General features: G+C 65.0%; 14 protein-coding genes. 7 read left to right on the top strand and 7 right to left on the bottom strand.

What is annotated here, in order from left to right; all coding sequences use genetic code 11:
- Positions 1-58: 58 nt before the first annotated feature.
- Entirely contained in the window at positions 59-2,908 is a 2,850-nt protein-coding gene (locus I6F38_RS21530) for a glycosyltransferase (RefSeq protein WP_225161718.1), read from the bottom strand.
- A 193-nt stretch (positions 2,909-3,101) separates the two neighbouring features.
- Positions 3,102-3,713 carry a hypothetical protein gene (locus I6F38_RS21525; protein ID WP_057018479.1) on the bottom strand — a complete coding sequence of 204 codons (612 nt, stop codon included), beginning with the start codon at positions 3,711-3,713 and terminating at the stop codon, positions 3,102-3,104.
- A gap of 245 nt (positions 3,714-3,958) precedes the next feature.
- On the opposite strand from I6F38_RS21525, the gene I6F38_RS21520 reads away from it, so the two are divergent.
- The gene (locus I6F38_RS21520; protein ID WP_225161717.1) at positions 3,959-5,587 is read left to right on the top strand and encodes a beta-(1-6) glucans synthase; all 1,629 of its coding nucleotides are present in this window, start codon (positions 3,959-3,961) and stop codon (positions 5,585-5,587) included.
- Here the strand turns inward: I6F38_RS21520 and I6F38_RS21515 are convergent.
- Both I6F38_RS21515 and I6F38_RS21510 read right to left on the bottom strand, forming a co-directional pair.
- The gene (locus I6F38_RS21515) at positions 5,547-5,927 is read right to left on the bottom strand and encodes a hypothetical protein (RefSeq protein ID WP_016844836.1); all 381 of its coding nucleotides are present in this window, start codon (positions 5,925-5,927) and stop codon (positions 5,547-5,549) included. The two genes, I6F38_RS21520 and I6F38_RS21515, sit on opposite strands and share 41 nt — an antisense overlap.
- 94 nt (positions 5,928-6,021) lie before the next feature.
- The gene (locus I6F38_RS21510; RefSeq protein ID WP_225161716.1) at positions 6,022-7,389 is read right to left on the bottom strand and encodes a hypothetical protein; all 1,368 of its coding nucleotides are present in this window, start codon (positions 7,387-7,389) and stop codon (positions 6,022-6,024) included.
- 183 nt (positions 7,390-7,572) lie between these two features.
- Here I6F38_RS21510 and glmU point away from each other — a divergent pair, with 183 nt between their 5' ends.
- A complete protein-coding gene (gene glmU, locus I6F38_RS21505) occupies positions 7,573-8,931 on the top strand; it encodes a bifunctional UDP-N-acetylglucosamine diphosphorylase/glucosamine-1-phosphate N-acetyltransferase GlmU (protein WP_225161715.1) in 1,359 nt (452 codons plus the stop codon).
- A 257-nt stretch (positions 8,932-9,188) separates the two neighbouring features.
- Here the strand turns inward: glmU and I6F38_RS21500 are convergent, their stop codons facing one another.
- The 3 genes from I6F38_RS21500 to I6F38_RS21490 all read right to left on the bottom strand — a co-directional run bounded on the left by I6F38_RS21500 (position 9,189) and on the right by I6F38_RS21490 (position 12,128).
- On the bottom strand, positions 9,189-10,772 hold the full coding sequence (locus I6F38_RS21500) for a cation acetate symporter (protein ID WP_225161714.1): 1,584 nt from the start codon (positions 10,770-10,772) through the stop codon (positions 9,189-9,191).
- Positions 10,773-10,784: 12 nt separating this feature from the next.
- The gene (locus tag I6F38_RS21495; protein WP_225161713.1) at positions 10,785-11,099 is read right to left on the bottom strand and encodes a DUF485 domain-containing protein; all 315 of its coding nucleotides are present in this window, start codon (positions 11,097-11,099) and stop codon (positions 10,785-10,787) included.
- A 78-nt stretch (positions 11,100-11,177) separates the two neighbouring features.
- The gene (locus tag I6F38_RS21490; RefSeq protein WP_028332060.1) at positions 11,178-12,128 is read right to left on the bottom strand and encodes a LysR family transcriptional regulator; all 951 of its coding nucleotides are present in this window, start codon (positions 12,126-12,128) and stop codon (positions 11,178-11,180) included.
- A gap of 175 nt (positions 12,129-12,303) precedes the next feature.
- Here I6F38_RS21490 and I6F38_RS21485 point away from each other — a divergent pair, with 175 nt between their 5' ends.
- The 5 genes from I6F38_RS21485 (at position 12,304) to glmS (ending at position 17,395) form a co-directional block, all read left to right on the top strand.
- The gene (locus I6F38_RS21485) at positions 12,304-13,368 is read left to right on the top strand and encodes a carbon-nitrogen hydrolase family protein (protein WP_057018472.1); all 1,065 of its coding nucleotides are present in this window, start codon (positions 12,304-12,306) and stop codon (positions 13,366-13,368) included.
- Between the two features lie 175 nt (positions 13,369-13,543).
- Positions 13,544-14,338, top strand: coding sequence for an adenylate/guanylate cyclase domain-containing protein (locus I6F38_RS21480; RefSeq protein WP_092090560.1), 795 nt, complete (start codon positions 13,544-13,546; stop codon positions 14,336-14,338).
- A gap of 135 nt (positions 14,339-14,473) precedes the next feature.
- A complete protein-coding gene (locus I6F38_RS21475; RefSeq protein WP_225161712.1) occupies positions 14,474-14,749 on the top strand; it encodes a hypothetical protein in 276 nt (91 codons plus the stop codon).
- Entirely contained in the window at positions 14,746-15,393 is a 648-nt protein-coding gene (locus I6F38_RS21470; RefSeq protein WP_225161711.1) for a hypothetical protein, read from the top strand. The genes I6F38_RS21475 and I6F38_RS21470 overlap by 4 nt, the downstream gene beginning before the upstream one ends.
- A gap of 175 nt (positions 15,394-15,568) precedes the next feature.
- On the top strand, positions 15,569-17,395 hold the full coding sequence (glmS, locus tag I6F38_RS21465) for a glutamine--fructose-6-phosphate transaminase (isomerizing) (protein ID WP_225161710.1): 1,827 nt from the start codon (positions 15,569-15,571) through the stop codon (positions 17,393-17,395).
- Positions 17,396-17,457 lie beyond the last annotated feature (62 nt).

Genomic DNA, 17,457 nt, shown 5'->3' with positions numbered 1-17,457 from the left:
ATTTGCCGTTCCGGCGCCTGTGGTTAGGGCCGTTTCTTGAAGTCGGCCAAATCCGGCGCTAGTTGTCGCGGCGGATTTCCGAGCCGACCGGCTGCGACGGGGCGGCGACCGAGGGCAGGCTGACCGGGCGCAACCCGATCAGTTCCGCGGTGCGGATCGCGCTGTTGCGCCAGAATGCGAACTCGTTGATCCGCGAATTTTCCAGGATCGCGATGGAGACCGCCGCCAGGAATGGCAGGCTCTGCAGCACCAGGACGCCGGCAAAGATGTAGATCTCGCGCACCTGCTTGTAGCCGTTGGTGACGACAAGCACGACGGCGCCGATCAGCAGCAACACGCCGATCACGGCTTCCCAGAACGCCTGGAACTCGATCGACATCCGCGACAGGCCGCCCTTGGAGGTGCGGGCGAACGCAAGATGCTCGGTGATCAGGCCCTGCGCCACCGCGCGCGACACCGTCCACTGCACGCTCATCGCCGCGATCATGGCCCCTAACATCTGGCCGGCCTTGATGTTCACGCGCAGCCGGTAGAGCGCGACGAAATGCACCAGCGAGACGATGAAGGAGGCGATGATCGGCAGCGTCAGAATCTTGTCGGGGATCGCGATGTCGGCGAAGGCGACGATCGGCACCCAGATCAGATTGAGGATCGCAACCACGACGCCGAGGCTTTCGGCGCCGAGCCAGTTCAGCCAGCCCAGCGAGAACTCGCGGCGCTGATCGGGCGTCAGCCGGCTGGCGCCGGGCAGGAAGCGCCGCCAGTGCTTCTTCACGATCTGGAAGCCGCCATAGGCCCAGCGATGGCGCTGCTTCTTGAAGGCCTCGTAGGTGTCGGGCAGCAGGCCTTCGCCGTAACGCACATTGGTGTAGTGCGTGAGCCAGCCCTGCTGCTGGATCGAGAGGCCGAGATCGGTGTCCTCGCAGATCGTGTCAGAGGACCAACCGCCGGCCTTGTCCATCGCGGCGCGGCGGATCAGGCACATCGTGCCGTGCACGATGATGGCGTTGAACTCGTTGCGCTGGACCATGCCGATGTCGAAGAACCCGGCATATTCGCCGTTCATGATGTAGTGCATCAGCGAGCGATCGCCGTCGCGATGCTCCTGCGGCGCCTGCACGAGGCCGACGCGCGGATCGGCGAACGCCGGCACGAGATCCTTCAGCCAGTCCGGATGCACGACATAATCGGCGTCGATGATGCCGATGATCTCGGCATCCGCCGCGGTGCGGTCCATCGCGATGCGCAGCGCGCCGGCCTTGAAGCCCTGCACCTTCTCGGCATTGATGAACTTGAAGCGCTCGCCGAGCAGCCGGCAGTGATCCTGGATCGGCCGCCAGAAGTCGGGATCGGGCGTGTTGTTGATGATGCAGACGCACTCGAAGTTCGGATAGTCGAGCCGCGACACCGCATCGAGCGTCTGCTTGAGCATCTCGACCGGCTCGAAATAGGCCGGGATGTGGATCGAGACCTTCGGAAACTTCACGTTCTCGCCGATCGTGGCGGGCGCAAGCGGCGCGCTCTTGCCGATCAGCCGGCGCGGGCCGCGGCCGAACGCCACCGCCGCGATCTCCTCGATCCGCGCCATCGCGATCAGGACCAGCGGAACCAGCAGCACCAGGCCGAGGCTGAGCGCGAAGGCCGAACCCCAGACGAAGTAGTGCGTCGTCCAGTAGGAGAACACCGTCGCGACCCACGCGCCGACGCCATTGGCGGCCGCCGACAAGAGCAGCGCCTGCATCACGGTCGGTTGGTCCAGCCGCAGGATCGGCAGCGACATGAACAGGCCGACCAGGACGGCGACCAGCGCGATCTTCCAGTAGTTCGGATCGGTGACCGGTCCGGTCCAGGCGAACTTTGGCTCGCGGTCGGCATTGAGGATGCCCCAGTAGGGGCCGACGCCGCCTTCGAAGAACTTCCAGGGCTGATCGATCGCCTCGACGATGTTGTAGTCCATGCCGATGGCTTCGGCGCGGGTGACGAAGTTGCGAAGCACGGTGGCCTGCTGGAACGGGCCGGGAACGGCGCTGCGCAGATTGTAGCCCTGGCTCGGCCAGCCGAATTCGGCAATCAGGATGCGTTTGCCGGGGAAGGAGTCGCGCAACAAATTGTAGCGGTCGACCGCCTGGTCCACCGCCTGCTTGTCGGTGAAGTTTTCCCAGTAGGGCAGCACGTGCGCGGCGACGAAGTCGGACGAGTTGGCGAGCTGCGGATGGTCGCGCCAGATGTTCCAGATTTCGCCGGTCGTGACGGGAACGTTGACCGACTTCTTGACCCGCTGGATCACCTTGATCAGCCGGTGCACGTTGTTTTCAGCGATCGCCCACTTGATCGCTTCAGCGCGCTTGCTCAAACCGCTGCTGCCATCTTCATCCGGCTGCATTTCCGCGTCGTGGAGGCGCTGCGCTTCCTCGCGAAGAATCCTCTCGGACTCCTCGGGGGGCACGCCGATCTCCGGAACCGAGCCGAGGTTTTCCAGCGGCACCTGCTCGCCACGGAATACGGTTTCGTTGCCGACCACGATGCCGATGACGTTGCTGTTGCGCTTGGCCAGGTTGATCGCGGCTTCGATCTCGCGGTTGTTGCGGTTGGCGTCCTTGTCGATCCACGCGCCGACCGTGACCTTCATGCCGAATTCGGCGGCGACCGGCGGTACCAGCTCGTTGCCTTCGGTCGACGAATAGAGACGGACTGCCTTGGTGAGCGTGGACAGCTTTCTGAGGTCAGTGCGCACCTTCTCGGTGTCGGCGGCGACGTCGGCGACGGTGTGGCCGGACTCGAACGGAGCGTAGGACAGGCTTGGCAGCGTGCCACGGAAATCGGGCGCCGGCTGCTTCTCCTGGAAGAGACCCCACAGGGCGGCGTGGGCGGCGGTGACAAGCAACAGGACGGCGACGACGGCGCGCATCGCGGTTAAACCATACGGGGCCTGAGATTGAGGACTAAGCGAACCCGTCCCCTGGGTTCGACCAACACGACGGCGGAGCGAAGGATATCTCCACCATCCGATTTAACAACTGGTGTGCCGCGATGGCGTTTTAAGGGCGCAAGCCGTTCCAGCCGCAAAAAAATCGCGGCCGGACCCCGGTCGCGGGATACGCCTATTTCGACGCTGGCGCAGGTGACGCCGACGGGGTCGGTGCAGGCGAGGGCGAGGCTGCCGGTGCCGGTGCGGCGGTGCCGGCCGTCGCCGGCGCCGGGGTGGGAGCAGCGGCGGCGGCCGCGGCCTGGGGCTGCGCGCCCGGATTGATCCAGCAGGCGTGGATGCGGCCGTCGAGGCTGCCGCGGACCTTGTCGTCGATCTGGGCGCCGAACCGGGTCAGGCAGCGGAACGCCGCCTGGACGTGGCCGCCGGGGCAGCCGAATCGGTCGTAGAGGTCGAGATGGCGGAACGCGGTATCGAGGTCGTCGTTCCACATCAGGCGGACGACGCGGCGGCCGAGCCAGACGCACTCCGGGTTGCCGGCCGGCCCGTTGATGGCCTGCTGGGCCTCGACGAATTCCTCGACCTTGCGCTGGTTGGCTTCCCGTGCGGCATTTGCGTTGGCGTCGGGCTGTCCAGGCTGCTGTTTCGCCTGATCCGGCGGATTCGGCGTGCCGCTCTGGGCGAACGCGCCGCCGGCCCCAATGAGGAGCGCAAGGCCCGTGACAAGGCCCGTTACGGCAAGATGGCGCAAAGTAGTGTTCTTCAACTCAAGCAGCCGTCGACGCATGTATTCCCCGATAATGTTCCTGCCCCCGCGGGATCATCCTAACGGCTCGCGTGATGCCGTCCAAATAGGTCTCCAGTGCGGCGGAGACTCTGGCGAAATCTGATGACTGGAATTTGGTATTTTGTCCAGCAAACTCACAACTTTATCGACCCAGCGCAAAACTGTCGCAGGACAACCATGGTATTGACCTAATCCCGCACTTGGCAGATGGGCTGTGACCGGCTAATTCGACGGTCCCCCGGAGGATGGAACCGATTTCGCTTCGTACGCCGCTGGCGCTTCTCCTGATCTCGCTCGCCGTGATTGCATCCGTGTGGTGGTGGCTCGCCACGCCGATTACGCTCGTGCGCGCGCCGATCGATCCCGCTGCAAAGCTGCAATGCGTGTCCTATACGCCGTTCCGCGGCGCGCAGACGCCGCTGGATCCCACCACGCAGATTCCAGTCGAGCAGATCGAGCAGGATCTGACCGATCTCGCCAAGGTCACCGACTGCGTGCGCACCTATTCGATCGAGAACGGCCTCGACCAGGTCCCCGGCGTTGCGGCCAAGGTCGGGCTGAAGGTGATGCAGGGCATCTGGCTCAGCAGCAACCGCTTCAAGAATTTGCAGCAGATCGCGATCGCGGTCCGGCTCGCCAAGGAGTATCCTGGCGTCGTCACCTCGCTGATCGTCGGCAACGAGGTGCTGCTGCGCGGCGAGATGACCGCCACCGATCTTGCTGGCAACATCCGCGCGGTGAAGGCGGCGGCGGGCAATCTTCCTGTCACCTATGCCGACGTCTGGGAATACTGGGTGAAGAACCGCGAGATTTATGACGCGGTCGATTTCGTCACCATTCACATCCTGCCGTATTGGGAGGACATCCCGGTCAAGGCGAAGTACGCCGCGGCGCATGTCGACGATATCCGCAAGCGGATGGCGGTGACATTCCCGGGCAAGGAGATCCTGATCGGCGAGACCGGCTGGCCGAGCCAGGGGCGGATGCGGGAGGGCGCATTGCCGTCGCGCACCAACCAGGCGCGGGTGGTGTCCGAGATCCTCGACCTCGCCAAGCGCGAGGGCTTTCGGGTCAACCTGATCGAGGCCTACGACCAGCCCTGGAAGCGCAAGCTCGAGGGCACCGTCGGCGGCAATTGGGGCCTGTTCGATTCGGTCAAGCGGCAGGTGAAATATCCGCCCGGCGTTGCGATCACGAACTATCCGGACTGGAAGCTGCAGATGGTGGGCGGCATGGCGCTGTCCGTCGCCACCTTCCTCGCGGCCTGGCTGACGCTGCGCCGCCGGCCCTGGACGCCGCGGCCGTCGGCCTGGATCGCCGTCGCCATTTCGGCGACGACGGCGGGGGCGCTGCTCGGGATTGCCGGCGACAAGATGTATTACGAGAGCTACGGCGTCGGCGGCTGGCTGCATTGGGGCGTGCTGCTCGCGGCGGGCATTGCCGCGCCACTGCTGACGGCGCATGCGCTGATCGCCGGCCGCTCGCTGCCGACCTTCCTGGAACTGGTCGGGCCGCGCGACTATCGCGGCAAGGGCATGTTCGGCGCGGTGCTGGCGATTGTGCTGGTCATCACCACGGTGATTGCTGCCGAAACCGCGCTCGGCTTCACCTTCGATCCGCGCTACCGCGATTTCCCGTATGCCTCGCTGACCATGGCGGTGGTGCCATTTGCGCTGCTGACCATGCTCAATCGCCCGAAGGAAGGCATCCGGCCGCTCGCGGAATCCGTATTCGCCGGCCTGCTGGTGATCGCCGCCGGCTACACGATCTACAACGAGGGCACGATCAACTGGCAGTCGGACTGGACCTGCGTGATGTACCTTTTGCTTGCCGCTACGCTGTGGCGGGTGCGGGCCGCGCGAAACCCAGGATGAACAGCCCGATCGCAAGCCCCGACAGCACGACATTGTAGAGCACGATCCCGAGCCCCGCGGCGATCAAGCCGACGGTGAGCAGCACGATCGACGGCCGCGTCAGGTTGAGCACCGCGATTACCAGCGCGGTGATCCCGAACACCGAGTTCTTGAACAGTACGGTCGACAGCGCGCGAGCCTTGCAGAGCATGGTCTGCGCGCCGGCGTCGCAGGCCAGCGCAACGGGAGAGAACTCGATTGCCAGATAGCGCACGTAGAGCGCGTAGCCGACGGTGACGAAGCCCACGACCATCAGGAACTGGACCTGATAGGGGGAGAGGCGGAACGGAGGTTTTGTCATCGCGGCACTATGGTCGGGATCGGGTTGCGGGACAAGTTCGGTCGGAGCATCGAAATCGGTTGAAAATCCGGCCACAATCCCTTGGCTCACATGATTATTGGCTGTTCCGCCGGAATATCGAGGAGATCGTGGTCGGCTCCGGCTTCTTGTCCTCGGCGACCGGCTGCTGCTGCTGCGGCGGCGGCGCGACGGCGCGCTTCGGCACGGCCCGGCGATGCGACGGCGCCGGCTTGGCTCCGGCGGCCGGCTCGTTGAGGGCCAGTCGCTGGCCGTCATAGATCGCCGTCTCGCAGGTCCGCTGCACCAGGCTGAGGCCCGCGCAGATCCTGGCTGCGGTGCCGGCGTCGTTCAGCGGTCCGGCCACCAGGCGCAACTGCATGCCGAGCCCGTTGCTGTTCTCCTTGATCACGATGATCGGCCGCAGCGCCGCCAGCGGCGCGTTGGCCTTCGACTTCAACAGGCCGCGCCACAGCGCGCGCAGTCCATTGACCGAATTGGCCGTGCCGAGATCGACGCCGAACTCGGTGCGGTGGATCTGTGCCTGCGGCGCATCGTCCTCGGCGTCCGGATCCGCTGTGATCACCAGCGGAGGGATCGGTGCGGCGGTGACATCGTTGGCGGTCGGCGGCCTGACCGTTTCGGTTGCCTTGTTCGCCGCCGGATCGAGTGATGCCAGGACCGGCTTGTCGGCAAGCGGCTTGTCCGCGACCGGTGCCGGCGCAGCGGGTGCATCCTCGGCGCCGGCCGCGGCGGCGCTCATTGGACTTGCGATCGATGCGGCCGTGGCGGAATTCGGCGGCGAATTGTCGGAGGCTGGCGGCTTCTCCGCGGCGGCCTGCGGCTTGGCGGCCGCGGACGCCGGTTTCTTGTCGGCCGTTGCCGGCTTTTCGGCCGCCGCAACCGGCTTCTCGATCGGGCCAGTCGCCTTGCTGTCGCCGGCTGCGGGCAGCTTGTCGATCGCCGCCGGCTTGTCCAATGCGACCGGCGGCGTCGTTGCGACGGCGGCAACGGCTGGCGCGGAGGCGGCGGCAGACGAACTGGCGGTTGCGGGCGAGGGCGCCGCTGCCAAGGGCAATGGTGCCGGCGGCTGCCTGGCGATCGCGCCGGTCACGGAGTCGAGACCCTGCTCCAGCGTGGTGACGCGCGAATACAGCCGGTCGCGGTCGCCGTTGAGCGTATCGATCGCGGACGCCAGCCGGCGCGCCTCGTTGTGACTCTCCTTCGCCAGCGTCTGCAACTGCTGGGCCTGTCGCGCGAGATCCGCTGCGGCAACCTGGTCGCGCCGCAGCGTCAACGCCGACTGGTTGGCCATCACCGCGACGGTGACGGCGCCGACCGCGGCGACGCCCCACGAGCCGAGCCGCCACAGCATGCGGCGATCCAGAGCATCTTCCTCGGCCAAAAAGCCGGTGGTGCTCTCGGTATCGAATTCCGCCGCCAGATTGTCGCGATCTTTGGCCAAAGCCCGCTTGGCCCTCCTCAAGGCCCGCCGAATCACGAGGCAAAGATTAACAGGAAATGGACCGGGAACTTGAATCCGGAGCGCCACGGAGGCGAATCGGTTTCTTCTGCCGGGGAAAACAATTAAAGACGGCCCCGAAGACAGCTTTGCGCAGCGAACTGCGCGGGACATCGAGGATTGCGAATGACTGCGCGAACGAGCCTGACAGTGGTGCTTGCGGCCGGTGAGGGCACGCGGATGCGCTCGTCGCTGCCGAAGGTGCTGCACCCCGTGGCCGGGCAGCCGCTGCTGTCGCACGTGCTCAATGCCGCGGCCTCCGGCGAGGGATCGCAGCTGGCGATCGTGGTCGGCCCGGACCATGAGGCGGTCGCCGCCGAGGCGCGCCGGGTGCGGCCCGATGCGCAGACCTTCGTGCAGCGCGAGCGGCTCGGCACCGCGCATGCGGTGCTGGCGGCGCGCGAGGCGATCGCCCGCGGCGCCGACGACCTCTTGGTCGCGTTCGGCGACACGCCGCTGATCACGGCCGAGACCTTTGCCCGCATGCGCGCGCCGCTGCGCGACGGCGCGGCGCTTGCGGTGCTCGGCTTCCATGCCGCAGACCCGACCGGCTACGGCCGCCTGGTGGTCGAGAACGGCAAGCTGGTTGCGATCCGCGAGCAGGCCGATGCCAGTGCCGAAGAGCGCAAGATCACGCTGTGCAATGCCGGCGTGATGGCGTTCGACGGCCGGAAGGCGCTCGCGATCATCGAGAAGATCGGCAATGCCAATGCCAAGAGCGAATATTATCTGACCGATGCCGTCGGCATTGTCAGGGAACTCGGACTGGAGGCCGTCGTGATCGAGACCAGCGAAGACGAAGTGCGCGGCATCAACACCAAGGCGCAGCTCGCCGAGGCCGAGGCCGTGATGCAGGCGCGGCTGCGCAACCAGGCGCTCGAGGCCGGCGTGACCCTGATCGCACCGGAGACGGTCTATCTCGCCGCCGATACCAAATTCGGCAAGGACGTCACGATCGAGCCGTTCGTGGTGATCGGACCCGGCGTGTCGATCGACGACGGCGCCGTGATCCATTCCTTCTCGCACATCACCCAAGCCACGATCGGCAAGAAGGTGGAGCTCGGACCCTACGCTCGGCTGCGGCCCGGCACCTCGCTCGGCGACGGCGTGAAGATCGGCAATTTCGTCGAGACCAAGGGTTCGAGGCTGGAGGCCGGCGTCAAGGTCAACCATCTCTCCTATGTCGGCGACGCCCATGTCGGTGCCAATTCCAACCTCGGTGCCGGCACCATCACCTGCAACTATGACGGCTTCCTCAAGCACAAGACGCTGATCGGCGAGGGCGCCTTCATCGGCACCAATACCTCGCTGGTCGCGCCGGTCACGATCGGCAAGGGCGCCTATATCGGCTCGGGCTCCGTGATCACCAAGGACGTTCCCGACGATGCGATGGCGCTCGAGCGCAGCGAGCAGTCCATCCGCGAAGGCGGCGCCGCGCGCTACCGTACGGCGAAGCTGAAGGAGAAGGCGGCGAAGGGGAAGTGATCTTCTCGCGACATCTTTGCGAGCCTGTCTCGACCATAAGGTGTCGTCCCGGCGAAAGCCGGGACCCATACTCCGCGGCGGAAGTTGGGGACAGGACTCGTCGTTCCAGCATCGTGAAGCAATAACCGTCGGTGGTTATGGGTCCCGGCTTTCGCCGGGACGACACTGAGTGTGTTACGCGATCTGTGAGTCACACATGCGCATCGGGTGACGGGGTTCGCAACGGGCTGATCGCAACGTCGATCGGTTGACCCGGTTCATGCCGCATTCTTCGCCTGGCGCGGCTCGCTGGTGTTCGGCTCTACCGGTCCGAGCAGGATGCGCCGCTGCATCTCGTCGAAGGCGAGGCTTGCGTTCTTCTCCCGTGTCACCAGCGACAGCAGGATCGCGACCGCAAAGGATAGCGGCATGCTGATGATCGCGGGATTGCGCAGCGACACGAACCACCATTGATGCTCGACCGCGGCGAGCGGCTTGCCGAGAATGTCGACCTGGATGGTCGGGGACAGATAGATCAGCACCAGCGAGCTCAGTGTGCCGACGAGGATGCTCGCCACGGCAGCAGGCGTCGTGAAGCGGCGCCAGGTGATTGCGAGCACCAGCGAAGGGAAGTTGGCGGCGCAGGCGATCGAGAACGCAAGTCCCGCCATGAAGGCGACATTCTGGCCTTCGAACGCGATGCCCAGACCGATGGCGAGGATGGAAATCAGAACCGTCGCGACCCGCGCGACCTTGAGCTGCTCGGCCTCCGAAGCGGTGCCGTTTCGGATCACATTGGTCCAGACGTCGTGGCAGAGCGTGGCGACGCCCGACAGCGTCAGCCCCGCGACGACGGCAAGCATGGTCGCGAAGGCGACCGCACAGATGAAGCCGAAGAACGCATTGCCGCCGACGGTGAGTGCGAGCAGGGGCGCTGCCATGTTGCCGCCGCCGCCGGCCTTGGCCACCGCCTCGGCGCCGACCAGCACCATGGCGCCGAAGCCGATGATGAAGACCATGAGATGAAAGACGCCGATCAGGCCGGTGGCATAGAGGATCGACAGCCGTGCGGCTTTGGAATCCTTCACCGTGTAGGCCCGCATCAGCACATGCGGCATCGCGGCGGTGCCGAACATCAGGCCGAGCCCGAGCGAGATGGCATCCCATTGACCCGAGACCACCTTCGATCCCGGCTGCAGCACCTTGGTGCCGTATTTCTCGGACGCCGCGGCGAACAGCTTCAGCGGGTTCATGTCGAAATGGGTCAACACGAGGAGGGCGAGCAGGATGCCGCCGCCCATCAGCAGCACCGCCTTGACCACCTGCACCCACGTCGTCGCCAACATGCCGCCGAACAGCACATAGACCAGCATCACGCTGCCGACGACGATGACCGACCAGGTGTAGGGCAGGCCGAACAGCAGCTTGATCAGCGATCCCGTCGCGACCATCTGGGCGATCAGGTAGAACAGGATCACGGCAAGTGTACCGATAGCGCCGGCGAGACGCACCGGGCGCTGGCGCAGGCGATAGGCCACGACGTCGGCGAAGGTGAAACGGCCGACATTGCGCAATGGCTCGACGATCAGGAACAGAATGATCGGCCAGCCGACCAGCCACCCGATCGAATAGATCATGCCGTCGAAGCCGTTCGAGGTGACGATGCCGGCAATTCCGAGCAGGGCCGCGGCGCTCAGGAAGTCTCCCGCGAGTGCCCAGCCGTTCTGCCACGGCGTGACCTGGCCGCCGGCGGCAAAGAAGTGCTCGGTGGTGCGCGTGCGCCGCGCGGCCCAATAGGTGATTGCCAGCGTCAACGCCATGAAGGCGAAGAAGAACCCGATCGAAAGCGTGCTGCTGCCCATTTGCCTGTCCCCTTAGCGAAGCTCGCGAACGCCTGCGTCGAACACCCGGTTCGCCCACAGCACGTAGACCAGGCAGAGCACGAAGGAAGAGATGATGACGAGCGGGCCGAGCACAATGCAAAGCGACAGGCCGGGCATCAGGATGGTGCCGAGCAGCGGCTTGTCGAACGCGAAAAGCCCCATGAATCCGAAATAGATCACGATCATCGCAACGCTCAGAACGAGCGCGACCGTCAGCCGCTTCTTGGCCAGTTTCTCGGCCGGTTTCTTGGCCAATGCGCCGCCGCTCGGCGCCGGATCGGCATTGCCAGGAATAACCACGTTCATATCGGCCCCCTCAAAAACTCAGCGCGCTCTGCTTGGCGCCAATCTGACGAGCTTCAGCCGGGGTCCGACGGAAGGGAATTATGGATTTTTGCAATCTGCTGTGCGCGGCTGCGGCACGACATCGGCCAGCGTGACCTGCATGTCTGGATCTTGCTTCAGGGTATTTTTCAGGAAGGCGCGGACGGCGCGGATGCGCGGGGCGAATTGCAGGTCGCTGTGGACATTGAGCCAGACCTCGCGAACGGTGCCGGCGAGAGCCGGCAGCACCGGTATCAGGTCGGGCCGGTCCCTTGTGGCAAAGCTCGGAAGCATCACGATGCCGAGGCCGCCCGCCGCGGCGTTCATCTGCGCGATCATGCTGTTGGAGTGGAAGGCGATTTTCGGCTCTTCGATGACGTCGGCGAGCCAGCGCACCGAATCGACCTGGATCAGGTCCTCGATATACGACACGAACCAATGATCCTGCAGGTCGCGCAGGCTTGCGGGCATCCCATGGTGGTCGAGATAGTCCTGGCTCGCGAATAGCCCGAGCCGAAACTTGCCGATGCGCTCCGAGATCAGGCCCGGACCGGGTGGCCGGAAGAAGGACACGAACAGATCGGCCTCGCGCTTATGGACGTAGACCGTCTGGGCGGACGTAACGAGTTCGACGGTGAGCTGTGGCGTGGTGCGTCGCAGTTTGGCGAAACGCTGCGCCAGATAGAGCGAGGCGATCCCCTCCATGGTGGCGAGTCGCACGGTCCCGACGAGCTCCTGGGTGTCGCTGGCGCTGGCCTCCTCGCGGATCGCGATCACCGCGCTCTCGACCCGCTCGGCATGACGCAGCAACCGCTCGCCGACTTCGTTGAGCTTGAGGCCGGTGCGGTGGCGTTCGAACACCGCAACCCCGAGCGAAGCTTCCATCTGGGCGATGCGTCGGCTGACGGTGGAATGGTCGAGCCGCAGCCGCTTTGCCGTTTGGCTCAAATTCCCGGCGCGGGCGGCGCAGAGAAACACCCGCAGATCGTCCCAGTTGATCGTGTCGAACATCACCTGCCTCCAGGTTGCGGCCGTTGAAATTGCGGCCCTTGTCAGCAAAGCAATTCCCGTTCCAGCGCGTGGCGGTTCCGATCCTTCGCAACCGACCTTGCGACAATTCCCATGCACGCCGGCAAGGCAGGGATGATACCGCTTCGCTCCCCTAGTCCTAGCCGGGATTTTCGACATGCTTCCTCGTTTCAAGGCTGCTGCCGTCCACGCCGCGCCCGTCTTCCTCGACAGCTGGGCGACCACCGAAAAGGCGATCGCCATCATTCGCGAGGCGGCCAGGGCCGGCGCCGAGCTGATCGCGTTTCCCGAAACCTATATTCCCGCCTTTCCGGTCTGGGCCGCGCTGTGGCCTCCAATCGACAACCACGACCTGTTCGTGCGCATGGCGGAGCAATCCGTGCTGGCGGACGGACCGGAAGTGGCGCGGCTTTGCGCCGAGGCGCGCGCCCTCGGCGTCACGGTCTCGATCGGCATCAGCGAGCGCTCGGCCGTCAGCGTCGGGGGGCTGTGGAACTCGAACCTGCTGATCGGCGAGACCGGAGAAATTCTCATCCATCACCGCAAGCTGGTTCCGACCTTCTATGAGAAGCTGGTGTGGTCGTCCGGGGATGGTGCGGGCCTTAAAGTCGCGGAGACGCGGCAGGGCCGGATCGGCGGGTTGATTTGCGGCGAGAATACCAATCCATTGGCCCGCTTCGCGCTGATGGCGCAGGGCGAGCAGGTGCACATTTCGAGCTGGCCGCCGATGTGGCCCACCCGGCGCCCGGCAGGCGGCGGCAATTTCGACAACGTGGCCGCCAACCGCATCCGGGCCAGCGCCCATTGCTTCGAAGCCAAGGTATTCGGGATCGTCACCGCCGGCTACATGGACCAGGCGTTGCGCGCCTTCCTCATTGAACGCGATCGAACGATCGCCGACGTGATCGACCAGACACCACGTGCGGCGAGCTTCTTCGTCGATCCGACCGGCAGCGTCTTCGGCGATGGATTGCAGGACGAGGAGGGGATCGCCTACGCGGAGATCGATCTCAATCGCTGCGTCGAGCCGAAACAGTTTCACGACGTGGTCGGTTACTACAACCGCTTCGACATCTTCGGCGTGACGGTCGACCGCAGCCGGTTGACCCCGGCTCGATTCCGCGATCCAGAGCAGCCGATAGCGGACGTGCAAGACGCGGCCATTCTGTCGGTCGATGCCGACGCTGCATCGAATGGGCAGGGGCGCGACCTCCGGAGCTGACGAAGCGCTGGTGCTGCCTCACACGATCCTTCGTCCGCGCGCGGGACCCGACGCGGACATCGCGGTCCGGCATTCTCGATAGTCCGCAAACCTGCACCGTTGCCAACGCGGGAATGTATGGCTACGCTTTACCCTGGGTAGGCTGCCAAACGCTTCTTCGATCGGCCGGACGCTCATGCCAAAATTCCTTCGCATCGGAGTCCATCAGTCGAACGTTTCCGGATACACGTCGAAGGCATGGTGCATTCGACGGGCCGGCTCGACGGTTTTCCTGAAATGGGGCGCCGTGCAGGTTGATGGCGCGGGCGACGGGCGAAAGGTCCACTGGACGTTTCCACCGCAGGAAAAAACCATTCGCTGCCGCACGGTGCAGCGCGCCCAGGACTACACCAAGGCCGCCATCGCGCGGCGACGCAGCCACCGCTATGAGCCGCTGGCTGGAAATATCGCGAACCGGCGGCGAACCACCGACCGGGACTCGCAGCTCAAGCAGGCGCTCGCCACGATCCTCTATGTCGATATCGTCCGATCCACCGAAAAGGCCGCGCGGCTCGGCGACACGCGCTGGGCGACGGTGATGAACCACTACTATGTCGCTGTGCGCAGGGAGCTGAAGGCCTTGCGGGGGAAGGAGGTCGTGACGACGGGGGACGGGTTGCTGGCGACGTTCCGCGCGCCGGCAGCCGGGATCCGTTGCGCGACCGCGATCCGCGAGTCCGTGCGCACGCTGGGGCTGGAGATCAGGGTGGGACTGCACGCGGGCGAATACAAGGTGAGTGGCGCGGAGGTGATCGGGCTTGCGTTTCACATCGGCGCGCGCGTCGCGGCGAAAGCGCGGGCCGGCGAAGTGCTGGTCTCGAGCGCGGTCAAGGACCTGATGTCAAAGTCCGAAATCCGCTTCAAGGACCGCGGCGCGCACCAGCTCAAGGGCGTGCCGGAGCGATGGCGGCTCTACCGGGTGGAGCATTAGGGCGTCCTGGGAGCGCCGGTTACCGCCAGCGTCGGCTGGCGTCGCCGAAAGTCGTTAATTACGTATTGATGCGGTTAACGATGTTTGCCGTCTGCGGTTTCATCGCTCTTAGGAGGCGACGAGGCAAAACACGGCATGCGCAAACATGCTGCGACCGTTTTGATTGGAGTCTTTTGCAGCCTGGTGACGTACTTCAGCGCCGCACCACTCTACCAATGGGCCGAGACCGGACAGTTGGCGGTACTGTCCCGGAAGACACACGACCAACCTGAGTTCGTTTCCTGGGGTGACGATCGGCCCAGCTTCGTACTGCTGTTCGCGCTCTATCTGTTTTTCCTGAAGAACGGACTGCACGGCATGCTGGTCACGTGCCGCGAGGTCTGGCTGCGTGGCCGGGGATGGGAACCGTGAGCGCGCGGCTGATCGCTGGATTGATCAAGGTGCTGCTCGGAGGTCTTCTCACGGCCGGTCCGCCGCTCGTGTCGGTCGCGCGCGGCGACGAAACTTCGAGCATCAATGCACGACGCGAGGCGCTTCGCGAATGGAGCAGCCTTGCCAATGGACGCACGGACTTTGAAATTTCCGATCCGGCCTTGGTGCCAAGGATGCTCGCGCTTGCGGCCGAGCAATCCGGCTGCAAATACAGTGATGACATCGAAAAGTTGCCGGTTCGCTTCATGAAAGTGGCCGGGCACCGTCTCGCGCTGATGTTCTGTCGCTTTTCCGTGACCGGATCGCATCGCGCGTTCGATCTTTCCGACGTCAGCAGACCAAAGCCGATGGAATTTCCGTACGTCGCGCTGAACGGCTTCGGTACGACGGACACTCCGGGTTTCATCACATGGAGGGAGGAGGCCGGCTTGTTTCAGGCCGAAACCGGATCGGACCTGTGTCCCAGCCCACACCTGCGGCATGTCTATCGGCTGGACGTGACCAATCGCGAAAGCTTTGTCGTGGTTCGCGTCGAGGTCAGCGCGCCTGCGTGCGGCGCGGGTCAGGAATGGACCACGATCTGGGAGGCGAAACCGTGGCCCGCGTCGGCGGATCCGCGCTGACGCGCTCTTGCCAAAATGGTTAGCCCCGATTAACCAGCCTTTCGCATCAACCTTGCCGTTTAAGACTGTCGCAATCGGCAATAATTATTGAGTATCTTGCGGCCGGCGATTCCCGTTAAGGGACCGTGTCGCCGCTTTGGCAAATTTTCGGCGATTTTTGGGGACATTGAACCGCATGTGCGGCATCGTCGGCATTCTTGGACGCGCTCCGGTCGCGGAGCAATTGGTGGATTCGCTCAAGCGGCTCGAATATCGCGGCTATGATTCCGCGGGTGTCGCCACGCTGGAGAATGGCGGCCTGGCGCGGCGCCGTGCCGAGGGCAAGCTGAAGAATCTCGAGGCCCGGCTCGAGGCCAAGCCGCTCGGAGGCCACACCGGCATCGGCCACACCCGCTGGGCCACCCACGGCCGGCCGACCGAGAACAACGCACATCCGCACGCCACCGAGCGCGTCGCCGTGGTCCATAACGGCATCATCGAGAACTTCCGCGAGCTGCGCGAGGAGCTCGAGGCCAAGGGTGCGGCGTTCTCGACCGAGACCGACACCGAGGTCGTGGTGCATCTGGTCGACAATCTGCTCAAGGGCGGCGTCAAGCCGATCGAGGCGGTGAGGGCGGTGCTGTCACAGCTGCGCGGCGCGTTCGCGCTCGGCTTCATCTTCGCCGGCGAGGATGACCTGATGATCGGCGCCCGCAACGGCCCGCCGCTCGCGGTCGGCCATGGCGAAGGCGAGATGTATCTCGGGTCCGACGCGATCGCGCTCGGGCCGTTCACCGATACGATCAGCTATCTCGAGGACGGCGATTGGGTGGTGCTGAACCGCAAGGGCGCCACGATCTTCGACAAGGACAACGCCATCGTCCACCGCGAGGCGATCAAGCACACGACGGCAACGGCGCTAGTCGACAAGGCGAACTACCGCCACTTCATGGCGAAGGAGATCCACGAGCAGCCGGAAGTGGTCGGGCACACGCTGGCGCGCTATGTCGACATGGCGACCGAGCGCGTCACCATGCCGGTGAAGCTGCCGTTCGACTTCAAGGATATCCAGCGCATCTCGATCACGGCCTGCGGCACCGCGAGCTATGCCGGCTTCGTCGCGAAATACTGGCTGGAGCGGCTGGCCCGGCTGCCGGTCGAGCTCGATGTCGCCTCCGAATTCCGCTACCGCGAGGCACCGCTGCGCAAGGGCGATCTTGCGATCTTCATCTCGCAATCGGGCGAGACCGCCGACACGCTGGCGGCGCTGCGCTACGCCAAGGCGCAGGGCGCGCACACGCTCTCGGTCGTCAACGTGCCGACCTCGACGATCGCGCGCGAGAGCGAGACCGTGCTGCAGACGCTCGCCGGCCCCGAGATCGGGGTCGCTTCGACCAAGGCGTTCACCTGCCAGCTGATGGTGCTGGCCTCGCTCGCGGTCGCCGCCGGCAAGGCGCGCGGCGAGCTGTCCGATGCCGACGAGGCCAAGCTGGTGCATGGCCTGGTCGAGATCCCGCGCCTGATGTCGGAAGCGCTCACCACCGAAGTGCAGATCGAGAAGCTGGCGCGCGAGATCTCGAAGTCGCGCGACGTGCTCTATCTCGGCCGCGGCACCAGCTATCCGCTGGCGCTGGAGGGCGCACTGAAGCTGAAGGAAATCTCCTACATCCATGCCGAGGGCTACGCCGCCGGCGAGCTCAAGCACGGGCCGATCGCGCTGATCGACGAGCACATGCCGGTCGTGGTGATCGCGCCCTACGACAAGGTGTTCGAGAAGACCGTCTCCAACATGCAGGAGGTCGCCGCCCGCGGCGGCAAGATCATCCTGATGACTGACGCCAAGGGCGCGGCGGAGGCGACCATCCAGTCGCTGGTGACGATCGTGATGCCGGACATGGGGGCGACCTTCGCGCCGATGGTCTACGCCGTTCCGGTGCAGCTGCTCGCCTATCATACCGCTGTCGTGATGGGCACCGATGTCGACCAGCCGCGGAATCTGGCCAAATCGGTCACGGTCGAATAGTCGCAAGCCGCAGCTTCACGCGGCCCTTCAAAAATGCGACAGAATGGCTTAGCTGGGTGGTG

The sequence above is a fragment of the Bradyrhizobium sp. BRP56 genome, assembly GCF_020194035.1.
Classification (GTDB): Bacteria; Pseudomonadota; Alphaproteobacteria; order Rhizobiales; family Xanthobacteraceae; genus Bradyrhizobium; species Bradyrhizobium australafricanum.
The sequence above is the reverse complement of the archived record's forward strand: the minus strand, read 5'-3'. Positions and strand labels throughout refer to the sequence as shown.

Bases quoted from the DNA above. Each gene is read 5' to 3' on its own strand.
- I6F38_RS21530 (WP_225161718.1), bottom strand. From the start codon at position 2,908: ATGCGCGCCGTCGTCGCCGTCCTGTTGCTTGTCACCGCCGCCCACGCC.
- I6F38_RS21525 (WP_057018479.1), bottom strand. From the start codon at position 3,713: ATGCGTCGACGGCTGCTTGAGTTGAAGAACACTACTTTGCGCCATCTT.
- I6F38_RS21520 (WP_225161717.1), top strand. From the start codon at position 3,959: ATGGAACCGATTTCGCTTCGTACGCCGCTGGCGCTTCTCCTGATCTCG.
- I6F38_RS21515 (WP_016844836.1), bottom strand. From the start codon at position 5,927: ATGACAAAACCTCCGTTCCGCCTCTCCCCCTATCAGGTCCAGTTCCTG.
- glmU (WP_225161715.1), top strand. From the start codon at position 7,573: ATGACTGCGCGAACGAGCCTGACAGTGGTGCTTGCGGCCGGTGAGGGC.
- I6F38_RS21500 (WP_225161714.1), bottom strand. From the start codon at position 10,772: ATGGGCAGCAGCACGCTTTCGATCGGGTTCTTCTTCGCCTTCATGGCG.
- I6F38_RS21495 (WP_225161713.1), bottom strand. From the start codon at position 11,099: ATGAACGTGGTTATTCCTGGCAATGCCGATCCGGCGCCGAGCGGCGGC.
- I6F38_RS21490 (WP_028332060.1), bottom strand. From the start codon at position 12,128: ATGTTCGACACGATCAACTGGGACGATCTGCGGGTGTTTCTCTGCGCC.
- I6F38_RS21485 (WP_057018472.1), top strand. From the start codon at position 12,304: ATGCTTCCTCGTTTCAAGGCTGCTGCCGTCCACGCCGCGCCCGTCTTC.
- I6F38_RS21480 (WP_092090560.1), top strand. From the start codon at position 13,544: ATGCCAAAATTCCTTCGCATCGGAGTCCATCAGTCGAACGTTTCCGGA.
- I6F38_RS21475 (WP_225161712.1), top strand. From the start codon at position 14,474: ATGCGCAAACATGCTGCGACCGTTTTGATTGGAGTCTTTTGCAGCCTG.
- glmS (WP_225161710.1), top strand. From the start codon at position 15,569: ATGTGCGGCATCGTCGGCATTCTTGGACGCGCTCCGGTCGCGGAGCAA.